General features: G+C 70.1%; 25 protein-coding genes and 1 tRNA gene. 9 read left to right on the top strand and 17 right to left on the bottom strand.

Annotated elements, in window-relative coordinates:
- The first annotated feature begins 83 nt into the window (after window positions 1-83).
- Complete coding sequence (locus tag HWV07_RS05560) at window positions 84-1,307, top strand: beta propeller repeat protein (RefSeq protein ID WP_178333345.1); 1,224 nt, start codon at window positions 84-86, stop codon at window positions 1,305-1,307.
- Window positions 1,308-1,350: 43 nt separating this feature from the next.
- Here HWV07_RS05560 and HWV07_RS05565 read toward each other — a convergent pair whose 3' ends face one another.
- The 7 genes from HWV07_RS05565 to HWV07_RS05595 are packed head-to-tail and all read right to left on the bottom strand — an operon-like array spanning window position 1,351 to window position 4,579.
- Window positions 1,351-1,563: a hypothetical protein gene (locus HWV07_RS05565; RefSeq protein WP_178333346.1), complete on the bottom strand. Its 213-nt coding sequence runs from the start codon at window positions 1,561-1,563 to the stop codon at window positions 1,351-1,353.
- Window positions 1,560-2,216 carry a J domain-containing protein gene (locus HWV07_RS05570; protein ID WP_178333347.1) on the bottom strand — a complete coding sequence of 219 codons (657 nt, stop codon included), beginning with the start codon at window positions 2,214-2,216 and terminating at the stop codon, window positions 1,560-1,562. The genes HWV07_RS05565 and HWV07_RS05570 overlap by 4 nt, the downstream gene beginning before the upstream one ends.
- Before the next feature lie 50 nt (window positions 2,217-2,266).
- Entirely contained in the window at window positions 2,267-3,016 is a 750-nt protein-coding gene (locus HWV07_RS05575) for a proteasome assembly chaperone family protein (RefSeq protein WP_178333348.1), read from the bottom strand.
- A gap of 60 nt (window positions 3,017-3,076) precedes the next feature.
- A complete protein-coding gene (locus HWV07_RS05580; RefSeq protein WP_178333349.1) occupies window positions 3,077-3,256 on the bottom strand; it encodes an RNA-protein complex protein Nop10 in 180 nt (59 codons plus the stop codon).
- A 7-nt stretch (window positions 3,257-3,263) separates the two neighbouring features.
- Window positions 3,264-4,064: a translation initiation factor IF-2 subunit alpha gene (locus HWV07_RS05585; RefSeq protein WP_178333350.1), complete on the bottom strand. Its 801-nt coding sequence runs from the start codon at window positions 4,062-4,064 to the stop codon at window positions 3,264-3,266.
- Between the two features lie 57 nt (window positions 4,065-4,121).
- Window positions 4,122-4,295 (bottom strand): 30S ribosomal protein S27e, encoded by a 174-nt coding sequence (locus tag HWV07_RS05590; RefSeq protein WP_178333351.1) that lies wholly within the window; start codon window positions 4,293-4,295, stop codon window positions 4,122-4,124.
- A 2-nt stretch (window positions 4,296-4,297) separates the two neighbouring features.
- Complete coding sequence (locus HWV07_RS05595; protein ID WP_178333352.1) at window positions 4,298-4,579, bottom strand: 50S ribosomal protein L44e; 282 nt, start codon at window positions 4,577-4,579, stop codon at window positions 4,298-4,300.
- A 122-nt stretch (window positions 4,580-4,701) separates the two neighbouring features.
- On the opposite strand from HWV07_RS05595, the gene HWV07_RS05600 reads away from it, so the two are divergent.
- Window positions 4,702-4,971: an HAH_0734 family protein gene (locus tag HWV07_RS05600; protein WP_178333353.1), complete on the top strand. Its 270-nt coding sequence runs from the start codon at window positions 4,702-4,704 to the stop codon at window positions 4,969-4,971.
- 127 nt (window positions 4,972-5,098) lie between these two features.
- Here HWV07_RS05600 and HWV07_RS05605 read toward each other — a convergent pair whose 3' ends face one another.
- A complete protein-coding gene (locus tag HWV07_RS05605) occupies window positions 5,099-7,360 on the bottom strand; it encodes a DUF2298 domain-containing protein (protein WP_178333354.1) in 2,262 nt (753 codons plus the stop codon).
- Window positions 7,361-7,455: 95 nt separating this feature from the next.
- On the opposite strand from HWV07_RS05605, the gene HWV07_RS05610 reads away from it, so the two are divergent.
- The 3 genes from HWV07_RS05610 to HWV07_RS05620 all read left to right on the top strand — a co-directional run bounded on the left by HWV07_RS05610 (window position 7,456) and on the right by HWV07_RS05620 (window position 8,845).
- The gene (locus HWV07_RS05610; RefSeq protein ID WP_178333355.1) at window positions 7,456-8,238 is read left to right on the top strand and encodes a glycosyltransferase; all 783 of its coding nucleotides are present in this window, start codon (window positions 7,456-7,458) and stop codon (window positions 8,236-8,238) included.
- Window position 8,239: 1 nt separating this feature from the next.
- Window positions 8,240-8,710, top strand: coding sequence for a GtrA family protein (locus HWV07_RS05615; protein ID WP_178333356.1), 471 nt, complete (start codon window positions 8,240-8,242; stop codon window positions 8,708-8,710).
- A 60-nt stretch (window positions 8,711-8,770) separates the two neighbouring features.
- Window positions 8,771-8,845: transfer RNA gene (locus tag HWV07_RS05620), tRNA-Met, on the top strand.
- Between the two features lie 122 nt (window positions 8,846-8,967).
- Here HWV07_RS05620 and hpt read toward each other — a convergent pair.
- From hpt to HWV07_RS05640, 4 genes are all read right to left on the bottom strand, one after another.
- Entirely contained in the window at window positions 8,968-9,537 is a 570-nt protein-coding gene (gene hpt / locus HWV07_RS05625; RefSeq protein ID WP_178333357.1) for a hypoxanthine/guanine phosphoribosyltransferase, read from the bottom strand.
- Between the two features lie 89 nt (window positions 9,538-9,626).
- A complete protein-coding gene (locus HWV07_RS05630; protein ID WP_178333358.1) occupies window positions 9,627-10,025 on the bottom strand; it encodes a type IV pilin domain-containing protein in 399 nt (132 codons plus the stop codon).
- A gap of 87 nt (window positions 10,026-10,112) precedes the next feature.
- On the bottom strand, window positions 10,113-11,291 hold the full coding sequence (gene coaBC / locus HWV07_RS05635; RefSeq protein ID WP_178333359.1) for a bifunctional phosphopantothenoylcysteine decarboxylase/phosphopantothenate--cysteine ligase CoaBC: 1,179 nt from the start codon (window positions 11,289-11,291) through the stop codon (window positions 10,113-10,115).
- Window positions 11,292-11,418: 127 nt separating this feature from the next.
- Window positions 11,419-12,198, bottom strand: a complete 780-nt coding sequence (locus HWV07_RS05640; RefSeq protein ID WP_178333360.1) for an FAD-dependent oxidoreductase — start codon at window positions 12,196-12,198, stop codon at window positions 11,419-11,421.
- An 82-nt stretch (window positions 12,199-12,280) separates the two neighbouring features.
- On the opposite strand from HWV07_RS05640, the gene HWV07_RS05645 reads away from it, so the two are divergent.
- Window positions 12,281-13,234, top strand: a complete 954-nt coding sequence (locus HWV07_RS05645; protein WP_178333361.1) for an ArsA family ATPase — start codon at window positions 12,281-12,283, stop codon at window positions 13,232-13,234.
- 24 nt (window positions 13,235-13,258) lie between these two features.
- Window positions 13,259-13,762 (top strand): SRPBCC family protein, encoded by a 504-nt coding sequence (locus tag HWV07_RS05650; RefSeq protein WP_178333362.1) that lies wholly within the window; start codon window positions 13,259-13,261, stop codon window positions 13,760-13,762.
- Window positions 13,763-13,812: 50 nt separating this feature from the next.
- On the opposite strand, the gene HWV07_RS05655 is transcribed toward HWV07_RS05650, so the two are convergent.
- From HWV07_RS05655 to HWV07_RS05665, 3 genes are all read right to left on the bottom strand, one after another.
- On the bottom strand, window positions 13,813-14,589 hold the full coding sequence (locus tag HWV07_RS05655) for a halocyanin domain-containing protein (protein ID WP_178333363.1): 777 nt from the start codon (window positions 14,587-14,589) through the stop codon (window positions 13,813-13,815).
- Window positions 14,590-15,047: 458 nt separating this feature from the next.
- Complete coding sequence (locus tag HWV07_RS05660; protein ID WP_178333364.1) at window positions 15,048-16,016, bottom strand: phosphoadenosine phosphosulfate reductase family protein; 969 nt, start codon at window positions 16,014-16,016, stop codon at window positions 15,048-15,050.
- A 103-nt stretch (window positions 16,017-16,119) separates the two neighbouring features.
- Entirely contained in the window at window positions 16,120-17,346 is a 1,227-nt protein-coding gene (locus HWV07_RS05665) for a DUF2238 domain-containing protein (protein ID WP_178333365.1), read from the bottom strand.
- 130 nt (window positions 17,347-17,476) lie between these two features.
- Here HWV07_RS05665 and HWV07_RS05670 point away from each other — a divergent pair, with 130 nt between their 5' ends.
- Entirely contained in the window at window positions 17,477-17,893 is a 417-nt protein-coding gene (locus HWV07_RS05670; RefSeq protein WP_178333366.1) for an RDD family protein, read from the top strand.
- Window positions 17,890-18,588 (top strand): YqjF family protein, encoded by a 699-nt coding sequence (locus HWV07_RS05675; protein ID WP_178333367.1) that lies wholly within the window; start codon window positions 17,890-17,892, stop codon window positions 18,586-18,588. The genes HWV07_RS05670 and HWV07_RS05675 overlap by 4 nt, the downstream gene beginning before the upstream one ends.
- Window positions 18,589-18,624: 36 nt before the next feature.
- On the opposite strand, the gene HWV07_RS05680 is transcribed toward HWV07_RS05675, so the two are convergent.
- Both HWV07_RS05680 and HWV07_RS19720 read right to left on the bottom strand, forming a co-directional pair.
- The gene (locus HWV07_RS05680; RefSeq protein WP_178333368.1) at window positions 18,625-20,151 is read right to left on the bottom strand and encodes an FAD-dependent oxidoreductase; all 1,527 of its coding nucleotides are present in this window, start codon (window positions 20,149-20,151) and stop codon (window positions 18,625-18,627) included.
- Between the two features lie 130 nt (window positions 20,152-20,281).
- The gene (locus HWV07_RS19720; protein WP_178333369.1) at window positions 20,282-21,730 is read right to left on the bottom strand and encodes a hypothetical protein; all 1,449 of its coding nucleotides are present in this window, start codon (window positions 21,728-21,730) and stop codon (window positions 20,282-20,284) included.
- Between the last annotated feature and the right edge of the window lie 159 nt (window positions 21,731-21,889).

Raw genomic sequence — 21,889 nt, forward strand, 5'->3', positions numbered from 1 at the left:
GACCCTTTCGGCTCCGGTTCGAACCTTCGAGTCATGACTGCGCCAGTCGCCGAACGAAGCGAGGATTCGCGGTGGCCGGTGGCGTGACGGATCCAGTTGTCCCGTCCGACGACGGCTTCCTCGACTTCTTCCGCCGGTACGCGAAGACCTGGGTCCACGCGGTCGCAGCCGCCGGACTGACGGCCTTCAGCACCCTGACGGTCGTCCACACCTGGTTCGCGGGGCTGGCGATCGCCGCCTACGTCGTCCCGCCGGTGGCCCTCTACCTCTCACAACGGAGGCGGGACCGTACAGCCCCGGAGCCGGGGACCGCGACGGAGGCCGTCCCGGAAGCGGACGAGAATCCGAGGCCCGACACCCGAGCCGGTACCGACGAGAAGACGAGCACCGACGAGGAACCGCGCGTCGACGACGACGCTGATGACGCTGTCGAGTGGACCACTGCCGACGCACCGGTCGACGTGGCCCTCTACGACGCCGCCGTGGGTCCGACCGCCGCCTACGCGGTGGGCGAGTCGGGCGTCGTGCTGGCCGACCGGGGCGAGGGCTGGACAGTCGCGCTCGAGGACGGGCCGGGTGCCGACGGGCAGCCGCTCCGCGGGGTCGACACGACGGCGGACGGCGGCGCCGTCTGGCTGGCCGGCGACAGCGGCTCGCTCGGCCGCATCGACGTCGAGACCGGCCGCCACGTGGACTTCTCCGCGCCCAAGGACATCACCGACAACTGGGTCGACGTCGCCGTCGACGGCGGGGACGGATCCGAGACCGTCCTGCTCGTCAACGGGTCCGGCCAGACGCTCCGCGGCCGGTACCGCGACGGCGAGGTCGCCTGGACGGGGCCGGAGAAACCCGGGAGCGGCTCCAGCTTCTCGGGCGTCGACTTCGCCGGGGAAGGTGCCGGCTACCTCTGCGACACAAACGACGGCGTCTACGGGACGACCGACGCCGGCGAGACGTTCGAGCGGGTCGGCATCGACGGAGCCGACGGGACCCTCACCGGCGTCGCGGCGCTCGCCCGAGACGACTGTCTGGTGTGCGCCGACGACGGCGTCGTCCACCGCTACGACGGGGCGAGGTGGACACCCGAATCCGTCGGCGACGCCCTGCGGGGCATCGCCGGCGAAGGGGCGTACGTCGTCGCCTGCGGCGAGGGTGCGCTCTACGAGCGTCCCGCGACGAACGGGGACTGGGAACGGCCGATGGTCCCGGCATCCGGCCCGCTACGGGGCGTCGGTACCGGAGCCGGTCGAGCGGTCGCCGTCGGGGACGGCGGGACGGTCGCGACGCGGCGGCTGACGTCTCGGTAGCACTGGGTTCGGGCTGGGGTCGAGTGGCGTCTCGCCCGGAGAATCAGTCCCCGTCGTCCAAGTCCTTCGCCCGCTGGACGGCCTCGTAGTACGTCGCGGCGTCTGCTTCGTAGACGAACTCGGCCAGTTCCTCGTGGTTCATGTCCTGGGCCGCGAACTGCGCGCCCATGTAGTTGAACTCGTCGTCCAGGACGCCGGCGTCCAGGACCTCGCGGAGCTGCTCGACGACGTCGTCGGTGATCGGGACCCGGGTCACGGTGCCTCCTGGCGGGCGGTGTCGTACGCCTCGCGGACCCGGCGGAACTCCGCCTCGTCGCCGCCGTGGTCGGGGTGGACCTCCTTGACGCGCTCGCGGTAGGCCCGACGGACGGCGGCGTCGCTGGCGCCGCTCGGAAGCCCCAGCGTCGCGTACGCAGATTCCGATTCGCCCCCCGGTGCGAAGCGCTCTCGCTCGCGGTCCGCGGCGCGCTCCTCGGTCTCGTCGGGGAAGACGTCCGGCGTCTCGAAGGGGAGGCGGTGGCCCAGCGCGACGCCGGGCATCTCGTGTTCCATCAGGATGCTGTAGGTCGGGGTCCGCTCCAGGGCGAGGAACGTCCGGGCGTCGAAGGTCACCGCGACGTCCCGGGTCGGGAGGTAGAACGCGACGGACTCGCCGGCGACGCTGGCGTCCTCGACGAACCCCTCACCGATGGCCTGGAGGTACCGCCGGATCTCGACGCGGCGGCGCTCCTCGGTCGAGCGCCGGGTTCCCCGGGTGCGGTTGCCGTCCGGGAAGAGCCGGGCCGCGACGAGGAACGCCGCGGCGACGCCAACGCTCGTCAGGAGGCCGACGGCGACGCCGACGTACAGCCAGCGCGGGAGCGCGAGGAACGTGTCGACTGCCACGGTCCCACTAGGACGGAATCGCATAAGAGCGTGTTGGGGTCGGCCGCGTTCGGCCCCAGGACGGTCGCCGATGTTCAGCCGATGTACCGGAGGTCCTCCTCGCTCGGCGCGGCGCTCTGCTCCATCTGCCGGATGCGCTTGACGACCTCCTCCATCTCCTCGGCGCGGTCCTCGAGGGCGTCGTAGCCGACGTCGAAGTCGACCGCCTGCTGGAGCACCTCGAGGACCGCCCGGGCGCTCTTCGGGTCCACGAGGTAGCCGCTGGTCTCGCCCATCAGGCAGGCGGCCTCGTAGCCGCGACGCTCGCCGAGCCCGAGGAGCAGCCCCGAGACGCCGACGATGCCGCCGGCGGGCTCGTTCTCGCGGAACTCGACGCCGACGTCCTCGAGGTCGTCGATGAAGCCGTCGGTCGTCGCGGCGCCGACGACGTCCGGTTCGTCGACCAGTTCGCCGGTCGGGACGCCGCCGAGTGCGTAGATCCGCTCGACGCCGAACTCGTCGGCGACGTCGAGGTAGGCGTCGGCGAGCCGATAGTGGCCCGGGCCGTCGCCGGCCTGGTGGTCGCCGGTCAGCACGAGCAGGTCGCGGTCGGCGTCGCGGATGGCGTGGACCTCAGCGGAGGCCAGCTCCGTCCGCCCCTCGTCGACGGTCACCTGCGGCGGGAAGTGCTCGGAGTAGACGCGGCGCACCAGCTCGCCGTCGAACTCCTCGAGCAGGTGCTCGGCCGCCAGCTTCCCGACGTGACCGACGCCCGGCAGCCCCTCGATCAGCACCGGGTCCTCGAGGTCGGGGGTCGCCGGCGTCTCGATGTCGAACTCGTCCATGGGCACAACTGGTGGTCCGGCCGCTTAAGAACACGGCGATGTGTCGGGGGACGGTAACGTTCAGTCGGCGCTGCGCCGCGCCCGCCGCCGGTACTCGCCGTAGGGGTCCTCGGGGTTGAACGGCGCCGGTGCGCTGTTCTCGGCGTCAGCACCGCACTCCGGACACGCCTCACCGAGTGTGTAGACCGGCCGGTCGTGGGCGGTCTCCCACGCCGAACACACTCGGATGTCGGACTTCACGGCGACGCTACTCCTCGTCGGTCTTCCGTTCGCGATGGAAGTCGCCAGTCCCGCCGACGGCCTCGATGGCCTGGCGGGCGCGGCCGGCGCTTTCCTCCAGTTCCGACTCGGCGGTCTTGTAGTTCGGCGCCTTCACGCGGATGCGGTACTCGGGGGCACCGACGTACGTCACGTCGAGTTCGACCTCGTCGGGGACCTCGCCGTTGCCCTCCGCGGCCTCCAGGGCCTCGCGGACGTCCTCGACGCCCTCGCCGCCGGGGGCCGTGAGGTCGACGTAGCCGGTCACCGTCACGTACGGGACCGAGACGTTCTCGCGGGCGGTGTCGACGATGGCCGACAGCTCGTCGTCCGAGAGGTCGGTGTTCTCGAGGGCCTCGGGGCCGTGGATGGCGGCCTGCTCGAAGCCGTCGTAGAGGGAGCCGTACTCGTCGATGAGCTCGTTGGCGACCCGGCGGAACGTGTCGTCGTCGACGTCCTCGCCGAAGGCCAGCTCCATCCACTTGTCGGCCTTCTGCTCGTTCTTCCACTCCTGGACCTTCTCGGATCGCTGGTGGTCGTTGACGTCCTTGATCGAGAGGTCGACCTGCTGGGCGTCCTCGTCGACCTCCAGGACCTTGCAGACGACCATCTGGTCCTCGTTGACGTGGTCGCGGACGTTCTTGATCCAGCCGGAGGCGACCTCGCTGACGTGGACCAGCCCGCGTTTCTCCTCGTACTCCTCGAGGTCGACGAAGACCCCGAAGTCCTCGATCTCGTCGACGCGTCCGACGACGAGTTCGCCAGGCGTGGGCCAGCCGCTGTATTTCATACCCACTGCTACCCGTCTGACGAGAATAAAACCACCGTTGTCGCCCGCCGGTCGACGTTACCGCGCTTCGACCGTCTCGACGACGTCGCCGAGGATGTCGGCCTCGCCGCCGGTCGGCGTCGCCAGGGTAGAACCGCAGACGGCACAGCTGACGGTGCTGGCGGCCTTGCCGAAGACCACCTGCTCGTTCTCGCAGTCCGGACACTCGACGCGGAAGAAGTTGCCCGCCATCGTTACTCCTGGAAGACCAGCTTTCCGGCGCGCCATCCCTCGCGGAGGTGGGCCTTGCCGCAGTCGCTGCAGCGGTACTTCAGGTCGGTCTTCTTGGTGGGCTTGTCCCCACCGGGCACCTTGGAGAAGCGCCCCGCGTTCCCGATGACCGCCTTCCCGCGGCGGGTGCGGCGGGCGTCCCACTTCGTCCCCGAGGACCGGCCCGTCCGGACCTTCTCGACCTCTATCTCGTTGTGCTCGTTGCAGTGCGGACAGTACGAGTTGAACCGGCGTGGCATCTCCATAGTTATCGACCGCTAACGCGTGGTGGGTTAAAACGGGTTTGGTTTCGCCCCCGGGAACCCGGTGGGGAGCGGGCGTCGACGCCTTCGAAGCGCTTAACCCCCGTTCCGCCGAACGCCCTCGCATGAGGCACCTCATCATCCACGGGGACCCCGGGATCCGGAAGGGGGCCGTCATCGACTACGACGGCGAGGAGTACGTCTGCTACTCCATCCAGCGGCAGGGCGAGTGGCACGGCCCCGAGCGCGTCCAGCTGTGGTGTACGATCGGCAAAGAGGACGAACGCGAGGCCTTCGAACGCCGCGAGTACATACCGGTCCACCTCGACACCGACGATGTCGACGCCGCAGCCGTCGACGTGATCCAGGCGAAGGCCAAGCCCGCGACGAAGTAACCCCGCGACAATCCGTCGTCCACCCGATACTTTATAACTTATAGCGCGGCCACCGCCCCCGTGACGTGACCGCTCAGCGGCGGCCATCGGAGAACCGCGGCCGGCCGCCAGCGTCGACGGCCGCCTGTCAGCCCTGTACCTCGTAGACGACGACCGAACCCTGCTCGAAGGCCACCTCGAGGTCCGGGTGGTCCTCGACGGTGAGGTCGTACGCTCGCCGTTCGACGGGGCCGACGTAGACGTACTCGACGTCGTAGCGCTCGAAGAGTTCGGTCTGCCGGTCGGCCGACCCCTCGTAGATCGTCCCGACGTCCGAGAGCCGCCGCTGGTAGGGTGCCTCGCCGCGGTACTGCGCCTCGTGGAACCACCCGAGGACGGTCGGGACGCCGGTGAGGCTCGACGGCGCCGACGCCCCCTTGTCGTAACTATCGCTGTCGACCCGGTCGTAGTCCCACCAGTACCCGCCCGGTGCCGCGGTCACGATGGTCGGCTGGCCCTCGCGGTCGTCCAGCCAGTCGATAGCGGCCGCCTCGTCGGGGTACTCCGCGTCGGTGTACGCCGTCCCGTCGAGCGTCGGTCCGTCGGCGCCGACGGGGTCGTGCTCGAAGTGCGCTGGAACGGCGAAGCCGGCGTACAGGCCCGTCGCCAGGAGCACCGCCACGCCGAGGGCGGTGCCCGCGGTCCGCCACTGGGGCGTGTCGACCGACGGCAGCGCGCCGGCGGGGTCGAACAGCCGCGCGAGCGCGACGCCGGCCGCCGGCGCCCAGAGCACCCACACCTGCATGTACACCTTGAAGACGGTGTTCAGCCGCTCGGGGGCGCCCGGGTCGACGACGTAGACGAACTCGACGAGGAGGACGAGACCGAAGCCGGCGAGCATCAGCAGCGCCTCGAACCCGGCGTCGGCGCGCTCCCGGAGCAGCAGCCACGCCGCCGCGACGAGCGGGCCGAACAGCACCAGCGCCGCGAACCCGGCCAGCCAGACCCCGAGGCAGAAGACCCCGGCGTTGACGATCCAGGCGATCGCTCGCGGCGGCCGTTCGACGGTGACGAGCCCGGCGACCCGACCCGCGAGATACGGGACGAAGACCAGCAGGAAGCCGCCGTGGACGATCAGCAACTGTCCCATGCCGGTGCGCGAGGGGAACAGTCCGACGCTCCGGGTCGACGCGCTGCCGAGCCAGAACGGCAATACGACCAGCGCGCCCGCGACGACGAGCGCGACGGCCGCGACCAGCGCCAGCCCGTCGCGGCGGAACTCCTCGGCCAGCCCCTCGCGTTCGGGGAGGCGCTCGGCGGCCGACGTCGGCAACAGCGTCGCGGGATCGCTCGGTGCGAAGGCGACCGTGAGCGCGACCAGCCCGCCGGCCGTCGGGACGTCCCACGTGTTGACGACCGCCAGCAGCCCGACGACCGGCGCGACCGCGACCAGGAGGAGTCGCCGGCGCGTCCGCTCCGTCGCCGGCGTCAGCCAGTAGCTGAAACACAGCGCCGCGACGAGCAGCAGGAACGGCGTACCCATCATGTGGGCGTGGAGGTCGCCGTTGAGCCACGCGAACAGCGGGAACTCGTTTATCGCGCCGTCGACGACCCGGCTCGCCGGCCAGTAGGAGAACTCCGCCGGCGACCACGACAGCGCCTCCGACTCGCCGCTCACCCCCGGGATAGCGGTAACGAGCGAGTTCGGGAGCAGCCACGCGAGGGTCTGCCCCGCGGTGTGGAGGTTCCCGGCGACGCCGACGAAGAACGCGCCGAGGCCCGCGGCGACCCGGACCGGGGCGTCGCGGTTCGCGGCGACCGCGCCGGCCAGCCCGTAGGCCGTCGTGACGAGGGACGCGTAGAATCCCGCCAGCGCGAGGTTGTAGGCGAACCGCGGGGCGGTGCCGGTGAAGATCGTGAGGAGTGCCGTGAGCATCTGGCCGCCGTAGTAGTACCTGACGCTCTCGCCGGCGAACCACATGTCCTCAGGCGGGAGCGAGCCGGCCCGGAGCGTCGACCGGACCAGCCCGTAGTCGAGGAACTTCTCGCCGGTGGCCAGCGGGAGCGGCGCGATGGCGGGCGAGACCGAACGGACGGCGACGAGAAAGCAGAAGGCGACGGCGAAGACGGCGGCGGCCTCGGCGTAGGCGCGCTCGTCGACGGCCTCGCGGTCGCCGACGGTCGCGCTCGCGAGGACGATGGCGGCGAGAGAGACCAGCAGAGCCGGCCAGCCGAAGGCGACGTGGCCGACGAGGTACCCGACGACGCCGACGGTCGTAAGTCCGACCGGGATCGCGAAGGCGGCCCCGGCGTCGCGGAACCGGGGGAACAGCGCGGCCGCCAGCGGGAGCGTAGCGAGACCGACGACGAGATACATGGCGAGCCACAGCGCGACGAGCCCGAACTCCATACCGCGTAGGGCCGGATGCGACCCGTATACCTCTTGCGGACCTGTCACTGTCGAGAGTCGAACCGTTTTTGCTCGACGCCCCGCGATGGGGGGACATGACGAGTCTCGGGGTCGTCGTCCCCGCCTTCCACCCCGACGTCGACCGGCTGAACACGTACCTCGAAGCCCTCCATTCGAAGCTCTCCCCCCACGTCCTCCGCGTCGAGCTGGACGCCGCCGACGCGGAGACCCAGGAAGCCGTCGCCTCGTTCGACCTCCCCGTCGAGGTGCACTCGGTCCCCTACCGCCGCGGCAAGGGCGCCGCGATCACCGAGGGGTTCGAGTCGCTGGACACAGACCGGCTCGCGTTCGTCGACGCCGACGGGAGCACGCCCGCGGCCGAACTCGCGCGCATCGTGGCCAAACTCGGAGCCGCCGACGTCGCCGTCGGGTCGCGACGCCACCCCGACGCGCGGGTCGTCGGCCACCAGACGTTCGCCCGGCGGTTCCTCGGCGACGGCTTCGCCTGGCTCGCCCGGCGTCTGCTCGACGCGGAGCTGTACGACTACCAGTGCGGTGCGAAGGCGCTGTCCGCGGACGCGTGGAGCAGGGTGCGCAGCCACCTCTACGAGTCGGGGTTCGCCTGGGACATCGAACTCGTCGCGATGGCTGCCGCCATCGGCCTTGAGATCGAGGAGGTACCGATCGAGTGGGAGGACATGCCCGGGTCCACCGTCGACCCGATCTCGACGTCGCTCTCGCTGGGCGCCGCGCTGTTAGCCGCCCGCCACCGGGCCAAACGCCTGCAGGACAGTCGCATCCACGGCGCGATCGCTGCGACCCGCGAGGGGTCCCTTCCTCTGGTCGAGCGCGAACGCGCCGACGACGGGGGGCGGTGAGGTGGGAGTCGTCGAGGTGGTCCGGGCGCGGCTCCAGGCGCTCGCGGCGGCGGACCGGATCGGCCAGTTCGTCTCCGTCGGCGTCGCCGGCGCCACGCTGGAGACCGTCGTCGTCGCCGTCCTCACCGCGGGACTGGCGGTCCAGCCCCTCCCGGCGAAGTTCGTCGGCGCGGAGGCCTCGATCACCCTCATGTTCCTGCTGAACGACCGCTGGACGTTCGCCGGCGAGGGCGGCGCGGGGATCGTCTCGCGGCTCCGCCGGTACGTGAAGTCCCACACGGTCCGGCTGGGCGGGCTGGCAGTCGCCTTCGGCACGCTGTACCTGCTCACGTCGTGGACGGACGTCGAACTGCTGCTGCTCGGCCGCGACTTCTGGCCGACGGTCGCGAACGTGATCGCCATCGGTGCCGGAATGTCGCTCAACTACGTCGCCGAGAGCCTGATCACCTGGCGGGTCCACGACTCGCGGTAAGATTCCACAGACGGCAGGTCAATCACAACCCTTAATGGGCGGACCGGATTACGAGAAGACAGCGGGATGGGATAGCCAGGAGATTCCGCCGGGCTCATAACCCGGAGATCGGTAGTTCAAATCTACCTCCCGCTACTTTCTGTCGCGAATCAGACGAGGAGCGAAAGCGACGAGTCCGGTGAGCGACGAACGAGTCCGTCGCCGGTGAAATCCGTACGAATGAGACAGAAGAAGCGTCCGTGGGGATAGCCGGTCGGTCAGTCGTCGCCGTGTTCGTCGACGATGACGACCTCGCCGTCGACGACGTCGACGTTGATGAGCGTCTTCGCGGTGTACGGCGACTCCTCCAGTTTGTTCTCGCCGCCGACCTTCTTGATGACGGCGACGACGTCGACCAGGTCGGCGCCGATGTCCTCGAGGGCGTCGCAGATGGCCGACAGCGTGCCGCCGGTCGAGAGGACGTCGTCGAGGACGAGCACGCGGTCGCCCTCCTCGACATCGTTGATGTACATCTGGTTCTCCGAGTAGCCGGTCTGCTGGAACAGCGGCGTCTCGCCGTCGAGGCCGTACTCGCGCTTCCGGATGACGACCAGCGGGATGTCGGTCATCAGCGAGACCGCCGTGGAGATGTGGATGCCCATCGCGGCGGGCGTGACGATCTTGTCGACGTCCTCGAGCTGGGCCTTGCGGATGATCTTGATGACGATCTCCCGCAAGAGGCTCGGCTCGAGCATCGGCACGCCGTCGCTGATCGGGTGGACGAAGTAGTGGTAGCCCTCCTTCTCGATGATCGGCGCGTCAAGCAGCGACTGCCGGAGCTGGTCCATGCCCAGGGTATCGAGAGCCGGGGGTAAAAGTTGACGATAGCGCTCGCCGCGTCGACCGGCGACCCCCGGCCGCTCCTATCCCCCGTCAGTCAGCACTCCCAGCGGCCGATAACGTACGAGCGGTCCTCGGAGCCGCGGTCCCAGACGATCAGCACCGTCGAATCCGGAGTCACCCCGGCGAGGATGATGGCGTCGCCGGCGTGGATTCGTCCGTCGTCGCCCCACCGGCGGGTCTCGGTGTCGCCGCCGCTCCGGCGGACCACGTACACCTCGTCGCCCGGGGGCGAGTCGCCACTCCGGTGGGTGATCGTCAGCCGGTCGTCGCCGGCGTCGTACGCGAAGTCGAAGGCGACGTAGGGCACGTCCTCGCCCGGGCTGGTGTAGTTCTGGAAGACGACGAACCCGAAGAACATCGAGAGGATGACCGTCGTCCCCACGATGACGACCACCGCCGTCGCCTCGTTCTGCCCGCGTTCGTCGTCCAGCACGGCCCCCAGTTCGGGGAGCCGGGAGAAAAGCGCTCGTGCGGATGCCACTCGCTGAGTCGGGTGCAGGCCGTTGCGGCGTCCCGGAGGTCAGTCGCCGTCGTCGTCGCCGTTGCCGCGGAGTTCCGCGGCCAGTTCGTCGGCGAGCAGGCCGCCGATCTTCGACTTGCTGCCCCGGTGCTTCTGGACCGTTTCGGGGCGGACGACCAGCACGCGGGTGGTGTCCTCGCCCATCACGCTGGCGTCGTTGGCGACGACGAACGCCAGACCGGCCCGCTCGAGGGTCTCCCGGGCCTGCGCGACCATCGCGTCGTCGTCGCCGCTGGACTCGACCTTGAAGCCGACGATGGCGAGGTCCAGGTGCTCCGAGCGGACCTCGTCGATGAGCTTCGGCGTCGGCTCGAGGTCGAGCGTCAGGTCCTGCCCGGAGCGGATCTTCTCGGGGGCGGCGTCGACCGTGTAGTCGCCGATGGCGGCGGCGGAGACGAGCGCGTCGGCGTCGTCGGCGACCGACTGGACGGCCTCCAGCATCTCCGCGGCGCTCTCGACGGGCCGGACGTCTGCGTAGGGGACCTCCGGGCCGTCGTGGACCAGGGTGACGTCGGCGCCGCGGGCGTAGCAGGCCCTCGCGACCGCCCGGCCGGTCCGGCCCGACGCGCGGTTCGAGATGACCCGGACGGGGTCGATGGACTCGCTGGTCGCGCCGCTGGTGACGACGACATGGTCGCCGTCGAGCGGCCGGTCGCCGGCGGCCCGCGCCACGTCGACGACGATGGCCTCCTCGGTCGCGATCTTCGCCTTCCCCTCCTCGAGCCGCGGGTCGACGAAGTCGACGCCCCACGACTCCAGGGTCTCGATGGCCTCAAGCACCCCCGGGTGGTCGTACATCGGCGCGTGCATCGCGGGCGCGACGACGACCGGGACGTCGGCGCCGAGGGCCGTCGTCGCGCAGGTCGTCACCGGGGTGTCGTCGACCGCGCTCGCGACCTTGCCGATGGTGTTGGCCGTCGACGGCGCCAGCAGCAGAACGTCGGCCCAGCCGTCGTAGCCGCAGAGCTCGACGTGCTCGACCGATCCCGTGATCTCGGTCACGGCGGGCCGGTCGGTCGCGAACTCCAGCGACCAGGGGTGGACGATCCCCCGGGCCGCGCCGGTCATCACCGCGCGGACCTCGGCTCCCTGCCGCCGGAGTTCGTGGGCCAGTTCCACCGTCTTCACCGCCGCGATGGACCCCGAGACCCCCAGCGCGACGTTGACGCCATCGAGCATCGCCGGACGTTCACCCCCGGCGGATAAAAACCATCGTGACTCTTCGCGGGTCGCGGCGAGCGGCGACGACCGCTGCGGTCGGGCGACGTGTCGCCAGCGACCCGACAGCGACGCCGTCCCGTCCGGTCTACTCCTCCTCGCGCTCCTCGGCCACGCTGGGGTGCATCGTCGGGTCGTCGGGGTGGTGCTCGTCGAAGGCCTCCTGCATGAGCTGCATCGACTCGCGCTCGCGCCGCAGGCGCTCCTGCTCGTCGATCTCCTCGCAGCCTGGCGGCACCTCCCGGCCCCGTTCGGTGAAGTAGCCTTCCGGGGCGACCCAGTCGTGGTAGAACGGAACTTCGGACTCGTCGATGAGGGTCAGCGCAACCTCGGCGCCGTGACCGGCTGCGACGACCGTCTGGTGGGGTTTCTCGGCGAGCCGGCCGGCCGCGTAGAGCCCGTCGACGCCGGCGTGGCCGTAGTCGTCGATGTCCACGTAGGTCTTCGACCCGCGGTCGGTCAGACCGACGCCCTCGATGCCCTCCAGGTAGCTCGTGTCGGCCCACGAGGCGGCGACGACGTAGTCGGCGCGGAGTTCGAAGGACTCGGCGTCGCGTGCGTCGTCGGTCCGCGTCTGCACCGCCAGGACGAACCCCTCGCCGGTGGGCTCGAGGTCGGTCACCGCGCCCGCCTCGAAGAGGCAGCCGTTGCGGCCGGCCTGCTCCTCCAGCAGGTCGAGGAACATCCGGGAGTTCACGCCGGCGGGGAACGCCGGGACGTTCTCGAGGTGGGCGTTCCGCCGGAGGATCGGTTCGCCGGTGTTGACGACGACGGTGTCGAGGCCGGCCCGGGCGGTGAAGGTCCCGGCCATCAGTCCGGCGGGGCCGCCGCCGACGATGACGACTCGCGGCGTCTCGGTGTCGCTCATGCGCGCCGCTTCGACGGCGGCCCGTACAAACGCCTCGGTTTCGCGGCCGATACTTTTTGTCGTGGGCGCTGGACGTCCGCACGTGACGCAGTACGTACTCTACGGCGGCAAGGGCGGCGTCGGCAAGACCACCTGCGCGGCGGCGACGGCCCTGCAGTACGCCCGCGACGGCCACTCGACGCTGGTGGTCTCGACGGACCCGGCCCACTCGCTGTCGGACGTTTTCGACTCGCGGGTCGAACCGGAGCCGACGCGCATCCGGGAGGACGTCGACCTCTGGGCCGTCGAGGTCGACCCCTCGGACCGCATCGGCCAGTACCGCGGGCAGGTCAGCGCCGCGCTCGACGAACTGGAAGACCTCGGCATCTCGCTGGACGAGGACGACATCGACGAGGTCATCGAGGCCGGCATCGCGCCGGGCACCGACGAGGCCGCCGCGATGGACCTCTTCGTCGACTACATGGACGACCCGCGGTTCGACTACATCGTCTTCGACACCGCGCCGACGGGCCACACCCTGCGCCTGCTGAAGCTCCCCGACGTGATGAGTTCGGCGATGGGCAAGATGATCACCGTCCGCTCGCAGGTCTCGAACCTCGCGGACTCCGTGAAGAGCTTCATGGGCTCCGGCGACGACGAGGAGGCCGACGGCCAGGAGCCGGAGGTCGAGGTCGACCTGGAGGAGCTACAGGACCGGATGGAGCGGGTCGGCGCTGCGCTGCGGGACCCCGAACGGACCGAGTTCCGGCCGGTCCTCATCCCCGAGACGATGGCCGTCCTCGAGACCGAGCGGCTGCTCGCGGAGCTGGACACCTACGACATCCCGGCCGGCCGGGCGATCATCAACAAGGTCATCGAGGACCCGACGCCGGGCTGTGACCTCTGTCAGTCCCAGGCCGAGAGCCAGCAGAAGCGCATCGCGGAGGCCCGCAAGAAGTTCGACCTCCCGATCACGCTCGTCCCGCAGCTCCACGGCGAGGTCCACGGGCTGGAGGCCGTCGAGACCGTCGCCGACCGCCTCGAGGCCAACGCTTAGGGACGCCGCGCCCGAAATACGCGCGTGGACAGCGTAGAGGTCACCACCGACGTCTTCCTGCCGCCGGCGGAGGTCTACGACTTCCTCCTCGAGTTCGAGGGGTACGCGAAGTACTCCGAGCACCTCGCCGCCGTCAGGCAGCACGGCGACGGCTCGCCGGGGACCGAGTACGAACTGGACTTCGCGTGGTGGAAGCTCACCTACACCGCCCGCTCGGAGGTGACCGACGTCGACCGCCCGCGACGCATCGACTGGCGGGTCGTCAAGGACGTCGACGCCGTCGGCCACTGGCTCGTCGAGCAGGTCGACGACGACCCCGCGAGGACCCGGGTGACGCTCTGCGTCAAGTACAGCCCGGAGTCCGCGGACGACAGCATGCTCGACCTCCCGGGATTCGTCTCGCTGGACTGGGTCGTCGACAAGGTCGAACCCAAGGTCCGCGCCGAGGCCGAACGCGTCGTCCGCCGCATCGTCGCAGACCTGGAGGGCGAACCGCGGGACGTGGACCTCGACATCGAGACGACGTGAGGCTGACTCGGATCGAACGCGGGTGAGAAACGGGCGGAACTGCCGACCGGTTACTGCTCGTAGTCGCCGCCGAACTTCATCAGGAAGTAGCCGAGCCCGAGCGTCGAGCCCATCGCGATGAAGGTCGCCGTGGTGAGCGACAGCGCCTGGCCGGGAATGGTGATGGCGGGCCCCTCGGAGCCGCTCTCGAGCTGGACGGTCTCGACGTCGTCGCCGATGGCGACCCCGCCCTTCATGCCCTGGCCTTCGTGGGGGTTGCACTTGTAGGTCGTGATGCCGGCGGCTTCCTCGGTCGCCTCGAACTCGTAGGTCTCGCCCTCGCCGTCGACCGGACTGCCGCTGTCCAGTTCTGCGGGCCCCTCGTTGGCGATCACGTTGTGGCCGCCGCCCTCGCCGGTCCACTCCCAGGTGATCGTCGTGCCGGGGGAGACCCAGACCCCCGCCGGGTCGAACGCCAGGCCGTCGCCCGCGCCGACCGAGATGGTCACGGAGTCCTCACCGCGCGCGTCCTGGACGCTGTCATTGCTGAACCCGTTGGCGTCGCTGAGGTACGAGCCGAAGTCCGGAACCTCGTTGCCGCCACCGCCGCCACCGCCGCCGTCGGACTCGTTGCCGCCGCCTCCCGTCTCGTTCCCGCCGCCCGTCTCGTTGCCACCGCCGCCACCGGTTTCGTTGCCACCGCCACCGGTCTCGTTCCCGCCCGTCTCGTTGCCGCCGCCGCCCGTCTCGTTGCCCTCCTGGGCGGCAGCCGCCTGGCTACCCGCGGCCAGCGTCGCACCGCCAGCGGCCAACAGGAACCGCCGCCGACTCACGTCGTTCGTACTCATACCTGCCCCTTGCGCCCACCCCGTACTCAATCCATCGAACTTTTCGCACCGACCTTTTTGCACGGGCGGCCTGCGGCCGCCCGGCAAAAACGTCGATGAAAAAGCGGCGGCGGGTTCCCTCCGGTCACCCGCCTTGCCTCCGCGCTCCCTGAGGTCGCGCGGAGTGAACCGCTTCGGGGGCGACCTCCGGACGCCCCCTCGCGGATGCTCAACCCGATAGACATCTCCGTAGCTGCAGCAGTCGGTGAGTATATCGAGAAGCATCCGCGCGCGAGCGGAGCGAGCGCGCGGTTCACGGCGGCGAACGAAGTGAGCCGCCGTAGCGCCCGACGACTACCGCGCGCCTGAGCGGAGCGAAGGTGCGCGACAGGAGGAGGGCGCGCATATTTTCCCCAAGTTTTTGCCCGACCGAGCGCGGCGCGCAGCGCCGCGCGAGGGAGGTGCAAAAAGTGGGGTTCCTACATGTAGCCCAGGTCGCGGAGGCGCTCCATGAGGTCCTCCTTGTCCTGGGCGCGGCCGGCGCGTTCGGTGGTGTTCTCGAGGTCCTGCAGCCACGCGGGCTCCTCGTCGCTCTTCTCGGTGGAGATCTCGCTGCCGAGCGAGCGGAAGCCGGCGAAGTACTTCGGCGAGACCGGGATGTCCTCGTGGGTGAGGTCGTTCGGCAGGTCGTCGTAGTCCTGCGGGACGTAGCCGTCGTCCGGGAAGTCCTCGACGGTCTCGGGGACGACGTAGAACCAGAAGGCGTCCCAGACGTCGCCCTCGTCGAACTGCAGGATGGGCTGGACGCGGTCGTGCGGCGGGTAGATGTCGGGGTCGTGCCGCGGGCTGAAGAACGTCTCGTCGGCGCGGGCCTCCTGCTCGTCCCAGCGGATGCCGGAGATGATGCCGTCGATGTCGTGCTCCTCCAGGGTGTTGTTGAGCGCGACGGTCTTCAGGAGGTGGTTGCCGACGTAGGTGTCCAGCAGGAACGGGAACTCGTCTTCCTCGTACTCGAGGATGTCGCGGACGTGGTGCTGGTTGTGCTCGGAGAGCGCGTCGATGGGGATGTCGTCGCCGGGGTCGAGGTCGTTCTCCTCGACGTACTGGCCGACGTCGTCGTTGCGCGCGAAGAGGACCTCCATGTCCCACTCCTCGGCCCAGCGGTCCACGAAGTCGAGCAGTTCGTCGAAGTGCTGGTAGTGGTCGATGAAGACCGCCGGCGGCAGGTCGTAGCCGTACTGCTCGGCGACCTCCTTGACGAAGTAGAGGGTGAGCGTCGAGTCCTTCCCCCCGGTCCACATGATGGCGGGGTTCTCGTACTCCTCGAGACCGGTGCGGACGACCTCGATGGCCTTCTCGATCTTGTCCTCGAGGTTCGGGTAGTCCTCGGGGTCCTCGCCTTCGCCGTCGCTGTAGTCGACGTCGACGTAGTCGGGGAATTCGTTCATAGCGTGTAATTACATCTAATTACCAGGGTTATGGGCTTTTTGGGTCCGGCGAAGCTGTCGTCGACTGGTGACGCGCGGGCGCCGCCCGCTCGCCGTCGCGGGGTTAGTTCCCGTCCGGGCGGCGATACAGCGTCGCGGCGCCGGCCACCAGCACCGCGCCGGCAGTGTCGGCCAGCAGGTCGGACATCGTGTCCTGTAGCCCGTGCTGGGCGAGGACGAGCCCGCCCGTCCCGAGCGCGCCGGCGATGCCGTCCAGCGTGAACTCGACGATCTCCCAGAACACCCCCATCGAGAAGACGAACAGCACGACGACGAGGAAGGTGAACTTCGGCGGGAACGACAGCGAGTCCGTGTGGGCCTCCAGTGCCCGCACGGTCGTGTATCCGATGGCGGCGATGACCGTCCCGGTCACCACGTGCGCGACGTTGTGCCAGCCGTACAGCCTCTGGTAGAGGTACAGCGTCCCCATGGAGTGGAAGGTGACCGAGACGGCGATCCACAGGGCCAGCCCGGCGTCGAGGTCGACGTCGGGGTCCCGCTCGAGGACCGTCGGGAGGAACGTCGCCGCCAGCCCGATGCTCGCGTTGACGACCACGTTCAGGTTCAGCGTGACGACGCCCACGAGGACGAAGACCGCGAGCGTCGCCTGCGCGAACCGGACGAGCCGGCGCTGCCAGGCCGCGGAGAGCCCGATCGACTCGAGGGTCTCGGTGACGCTCTCGCCGACGGCGTCCACCTGCTCGCCGGCGTCCTCGGGGGAGAACTCCTCGGGGACGAACTCGCCGTCGCCGAAGCGGCGGAGGTACAGGTCGAAGACCACCGCTGCGATCAGCCCGGCGGCCGTCGCGGCGATCAGCTGCCACATGACGGCGTCGTTGCTCGCCACGAGCGCCGTCCCGGCGATCCAGTCGTAGATCCACTTCGCCAGCTCCCAGGCGCCGGCCGTCGTCATCGTCGTCATCACCACGAGCACGACCGCGAACCCCCGGTTCGTCCGGACCGGGGTGAACGCGTCTATCTCGGCGACGACCACCAGCGCGACGGCGGCGATAGCGGCGTAGGCGGCCAGTTCGGCGACGGTCCCTTCGGGGGCGATCGCGCCGACGACGAACGCGGCGGCGGCCAGCAGCGCCAGGGGTCCGGGCGGCGTCGCGCGTAGCGAACGGAAACCGACCGGGGGCACGAGGAGCGCGGCGGCCAATCCGACGCCGAACAGCGACCAGGCGATCCGACCGTCGACGACGCTGTAGACGACGGCGACGAGGACGGTGACGATACCGACCCAGGAGACGGCGGGGTGGACCGATCGTTCGCGGAGTACTCGTCTCATATCCCGACGATCACGCGTATCTGACCGGAGATTCGACCGGCCGGGGGAAAGGGCTGGTTGCCCGTTGGCTACCGCTGCCCGCCCCGGCGCTCTTCACCCTGGGCCGCCTACGTCGGAACGAACCCTCCCGATGCCCACCGCACCCCAGTTCGCGACGGCCGGCCGACGCATCGCCGCCTACCTCGTCGACTTCGCGGTCCTGGGGCCGCCGCTCCTCGCCGGGATCGCGAGCATGGACCAGGAAGGTGAGCGCCTCCGCCGGGGTGGTGCACTCGCTCTCCTGGTCGCCAACCTCTACCACGTCCTCTTCGAGGGGACCACCGGCCGGACGCCGGGGAAGCGAGCCCTCGGGATCCGGGTCGTCGGTGCCGACGGCGGCCCCTGTTCGTACCGCGCGGCGACGCTCCGGACGCTCGGCCGGTTCGTCGACTTCCTGCCGGTCGCCTACCTGGCCGCGTTCGGGTCGATGGCGCTCACGGAGCGCCGCCAGCGGCTCGGCGACCTGCTCGGCGGGACCGTCGTGGTCTGCGGAGGTGACGGCGAGTGAGCGTCCCGCTGGCCTTCGAGTGGCGGCAGATGCTGTTCGCCAACTGGGCGGTCGACCCCGCGGCCGTAGCGGAGCGGATCCCCGACGCCCTCTCGGTGCAGACCTACGACGACGACGCCTGGCTGTCGGTCCTCCCGTTCGTCAACGGCGACACCCGCCTTCGGGGACTGCCGTCCTCGGTGGGCGTCGACCTGCCGGAGCTGAACCTCCGGACGTACGTCACCTGCGACGGCGAGCCGGGGATCTACTTCTTCAGCCTCGACATGCAGTCGGTTCCGGGGCTCCTCGGCGCCCGGCTGACCCACCGCCTCCCGTACTTCTACGCGCGCATGGACGTCGAGGAACGGGACGGCCGGGTGTCGTTCGCCAGCCACCGGCTCCACCCCGGCGACCGGCCCGCGCGCTTCGAGGCGACCTACGGGCCCGTCGGCGACCGCTTCGAGGCCGAGCCGGGGTCGCTCGTCGAGTTCCTTACCGAGCGCCGCCGCCTGTTCACCCAGGGTCAGGACGGCGCCGTCCGGTACACGGAGGTCGACCACGAGCGGTGGCCGCTGTACGAGGCCGAGTGCGAGGTGACCGAGAACACGCTCTTCGAGGCCGGCGGCTTCGACCACCCCGGGACGGAGCCGACGCTGTACTACAGTCCGGGCGTCTCGGTGACGACGACGCGGAGCAAGCGCTGGGACCGGCGGTGACGGGCTCGGGCGGGGCGGCCGGACCCCCGGTGCGGCTCAGAACTCCTTCGTGGGGAGGTCCTCCAGCGCCGGGCCGGAGATGACCTCGCCGTCGTAGTCGAACCGCGATCCGTGACAGGGGCAGTCCCAGGTCCGTTCGGCGTCGTTCCACTTGACCAGGCACTTCATGTGCGGACAGACCGCGGAGACGGCGTGGACCCCGCCGTCGTCGTCGCGGTAGACGCCGTAGGGGCGGCCGTCCTCGCGGGTGATCTTCCCCTCGCCCGGCGACGGCAGGTCGTCGGAGGCCAGCAGCGACTCCACGCGGTCGCCGAAGAAGTGGCCGGCGACCTCCGTGTTCTCCTCGACGAAGCTCTTCGCGGAGGCGCGCGGCTTCACCCGCAGCGGGTCGAAGACGTCGGCCCAGGGGTTCCCGCCGGTGAGGATCAGATCCGAGAGGATCATCCCCGCGGCGGTGCCGCCGGTCATCCCCCAGCCCTTGAACCCGGTGCCAACGTAGACGTGCTCGATCGTCGGTCCGACCCGGCCGACGAACGGCACCCGGTCGACGGGGTAGTAGTCGTGGGTCGACCAGCGGTACTCGACGGACTCGACGTCGAAGTGCTCGCGGGCGAACGCCTCGCAGCGGCGGTACCGTTCGCTCGGTGGCGGGTCGGCGGCGCCGACCTTGTGTCCCTGTCCGCCGACGAGCAGCAGGTCCTCGCCCTCGACGGGGTGCGGCCGGAGCGTCGAGGCGGGCGAACCGGTGCTGTAGTACATCCCCTCCGGCGGCTCGCCATCGATCTCGACGGCCAGCAGGTAGGCCTGCTTGGGGTGCATCCGCGCGAAGTAGCCGTTCCGGTCGAAGAAGGGGAAGTGCGAGGCGACGACGACGTCGTCGGCGGTGACGTCGCCCCGCTCCGTCTCGACCTCGCAGGGCTCGCCGGGGTCGACGTCGAGCGCCTTGGTCTCCTCGAAGACGTAGCTCCCGTCCCCGTGGACGGCCTCGGCCACCGCGAGCAGGTACTTCCGGGGGTGGAACTGCGCCTGGTCGTCGAACCGGACGGCCCCGGGGACGTCGAACGGGAGGTCGGTCGACTCGACGAACGACGCCGGCAGCCCGGCGTCCTTCGCGGCCTCGACCTCCTCGCGGAGTTCGTCGACGTCGTCGGGTGACTCCGCGTAGGTGTAGGCCGGGACGCGCTCGAAGTCGCAGTCGATCCCCTCGTCGTCGACGCGGGACTCGACGGCGTCGATGGCCGCCTCGTTCGCCCGGGCGTACTTCCGGGCCGCCTCGCGGTCGAACTTGGTCCGCAGGAAGTCGTAGACGAGGCCGTGCTGAGAGGTGAGCTTCGCCGTCGTGTAGCCGGTGACCCCCTCGACGACGCGGTCGGCCTCGACGACCGCGACGTCGCGGCCGGCCTCCTTCAGCCGGATCGCCGCCGTGAGCCCGGTGATGCCGCCGCCGACCACCGCGACGTCGACGTCCAGACCGTCCGCCAGCGGCCCGTAGTCGGTCGTCGGCGTCGTCGCCAGCCACAGCGATTCCGGCGGACGCTCCTCGCGCTGGGATGGAGAGTTCACGCTTCGCGGTAACGACGCTCCGACGGATAACCACCGAGGATACTACACCCGAAGAATGGAGTCGTTATCGGCGGCTGGTCCGCCGTACGGCCCGATTACTCGACGGTCGCAGGAGCCGTCGACCGACCGTCTACCGCCGGTCGCGCTCGTCGTCCTCGTCGGCGATGTTCTCCCGGTGGTCGAGTCGGATCTCGTCGTCGTCGACGCGGTCGACGTGGGCGGCGTCCAGCCGGTGGTCGTCATCGTCGGCGCCGCCCCACCCGAGCGCGGACTTGATGCGCTCGGTCAGTCCGGGGTTGGCGTCGACGTACATCGCGTTCGCGTCCTCGTCGACCCCGGTGACGGTCCCGATCTCGTCGCCGGTCGGGTCGACGACGGTCTTGCCGACCTCGTCGTCGGTCAGCGTCGCGCCGCCGACCGTCGAGCCCGCGCCGGCCCCGGTACCTGTCCCGGCCGCGCCGGTGGTCCCCGTGGCGTCATCCGTGCCGGTGACGTCGGTCGTCCCGGTCGATCCGCCGGCGTCGGCCATCCCGGTCGTCCCGGCGCCGCGGCCGTGGTCGCCCGCGACGGTGTCGTCGGACCGGACGAGCTCCATGTCGCGGACCTCGCCGCCGGTGAGGTCGCCGCGGACCTCCATGCGGTCGAGCACCTCGTCCTCGACGGTCCGCTCGCGGGTGAAGCTGGTGGTGACGCGGTCGTCCTCAGTGAGTTCGCTCTCGAGGTCGTGTTCGGTCAGGAACTCCTCCGTCGAGAGGTCCGCCTCGATGATGCCGCTCTCGGCGATGGTGCGGTGGAGGCCCTGGACGTCGAGGTCGTAGTCCTCGAGCGTGTCGGCCTCGGTGACCTCCGCGCCGATGATCTCGCTCTCGACGACGAAGCGCTCGGTGAGTTCGCGGGTGACCTTCCAGCGCTCCTCGACGTCGAGTTCGGCGTCGTACGGGAGCGCCCGCCCCTCGAACGTGGTGGCGTCGTCGCCCGGCGCGCTCGCGGTCGTCCCGCCGACCGCGTCGAGGTAGCGGTCCGTGTCGAAGGCCTCGTCCGAGCCGGAGGCCTCGCTCGAGCCGGAGAACTCGTCCGAGCCGGCGGTCCCCTCGTCGACGAGCCGACAGCCCGTCGTCTCCCGCGAGAGGAGCTCGGAGTCGACCACCCGCTGGTCTTCGGTCTGGCGGTCGATGAGTTCGCTCTCGACGGTGAGCTCCTCGGTGACGACGCTCTCGACGACGGCCGTCTCGGTGACGGTGCTCCGGACGGTCTCGCCGTCGAGGAGGCGCTCCTCGAGGTCGTCGTCGTCCAGTTCAGTCGCGATGTCGCCGTGGCCCGAGACCTCGAAGGGGTCGTCGGACTCCTCGCCGTGGTAGACGACGACCCGGTCGCCGTCCTCGAAGTCGTCGAAGAAGCGGTTCCACTCCACGCGGTCGTGGGTGTCCTCGACGCTCCGCTCCGGGACCATCCGGTAGCGGTCCTCGCCGCCGCTGCCCGCCTCCCGGACCGGAACGACGTCGTGTCTGTCCGCCCAGTTCCGGATCGTCTCCCTGTCCCTCGAGATCTGCCGCTCTCGTTCGCGGTCTTGGTCTACCATGGCATCGAACCTACCGCCGGCGCGCGAATAAACCGGTCAGATAGTTTCCGGTGTAAGGCCGCGTTTCGCGATCTCCCGGCAACGCCGACCGCTTCGGCTACGGGCGGAAATCCGGTGTGAGGGCAGGGTAACGGACGGTCGGAGACGAACGTTGTGCTT

The organism is Natronomonas salina (assembly GCF_013391105.1).
GTDB classification, from domain to species: domain Archaea; phylum Halobacteriota; class Halobacteria; order Halobacteriales; family Haloarculaceae; genus Natronomonas; species Natronomonas salina.

Bases quoted from the DNA above. Each gene is read 5' to 3' on its own strand.
- hpt (WP_178333357.1), bottom strand. From the start codon at position 9,537: ATGGACCAGCTCCGGCAGTCGCTGCTTGACGCGCCGATCATCGAGAAG.
- HWV07_RS05655 (WP_178333363.1), bottom strand. From the start codon at position 14,589: ATGAGTACGAACGACGTGAGTCGGCGGCGGTTCCTGTTGGCCGCTGGC.
- HWV07_RS19720 (WP_178333369.1), bottom strand. From the start codon at position 21,730: ATGGTAGACCAAGACCGCGAACGAGAGCGGCAGATCTCGAGGGACAGG.
- HWV07_RS05665 (WP_178333365.1), bottom strand. From the start codon at position 17,346: ATGAGACGAGTACTCCGCGAACGATCGGTCCACCCCGCCGTCTCCTGG.
- coaBC (WP_178333359.1), bottom strand. From the start codon at position 11,291: ATGCTCGATGGCGTCAACGTCGCGCTGGGGGTCTCGGGGTCCATCGCG.
- HWV07_RS05640 (WP_178333360.1), bottom strand. From the start codon at position 12,198: ATGAGCGACACCGAGACGCCGCGAGTCGTCATCGTCGGCGGCGGCCCC.
- HWV07_RS05595 (WP_178333352.1), bottom strand. From the start codon at position 4,579: ATGGAGATGCCACGCCGGTTCAACTCGTACTGTCCGCACTGCAACGAG.
- HWV07_RS05590 (WP_178333351.1), bottom strand. From the start codon at position 4,295: ATGGCGGGCAACTTCTTCCGCGTCGAGTGTCCGGACTGCGAGAACGAG.
- HWV07_RS05610 (WP_178333355.1), top strand. From the start codon at position 7,456: ATGACGAGTCTCGGGGTCGTCGTCCCCGCCTTCCACCCCGACGTCGAC.
- HWV07_RS05570 (WP_178333347.1), bottom strand. From the start codon at position 2,216: ATGCGATTCCGTCCTAGTGGGACCGTGGCAGTCGACACGTTCCTCGCG.
- HWV07_RS05600 (WP_178333353.1), top strand. From the start codon at position 4,702: ATGAGGCACCTCATCATCCACGGGGACCCCGGGATCCGGAAGGGGGCC.
- HWV07_RS05670 (WP_178333366.1), top strand. From the start codon at position 17,477: ATGCCCACCGCACCCCAGTTCGCGACGGCCGGCCGACGCATCGCCGCC.
- HWV07_RS05605 (WP_178333354.1), bottom strand. From the start codon at position 7,360: ATGGAGTTCGGGCTCGTCGCGCTGTGGCTCGCCATGTATCTCGTCGTC.
- HWV07_RS05585 (WP_178333350.1), bottom strand. From the start codon at position 4,064: ATGAAATACAGCGGCTGGCCCACGCCTGGCGAACTCGTCGTCGGACGC.
- HWV07_RS05660 (WP_178333364.1), bottom strand. From the start codon at position 16,016: ATGAACGAATTCCCCGACTACGTCGACGTCGACTACAGCGACGGCGAA.
- HWV07_RS05575 (WP_178333348.1), bottom strand. From the start codon at position 3,016: ATGGACGAGTTCGACATCGAGACGCCGGCGACCCCCGACCTCGAGGAC.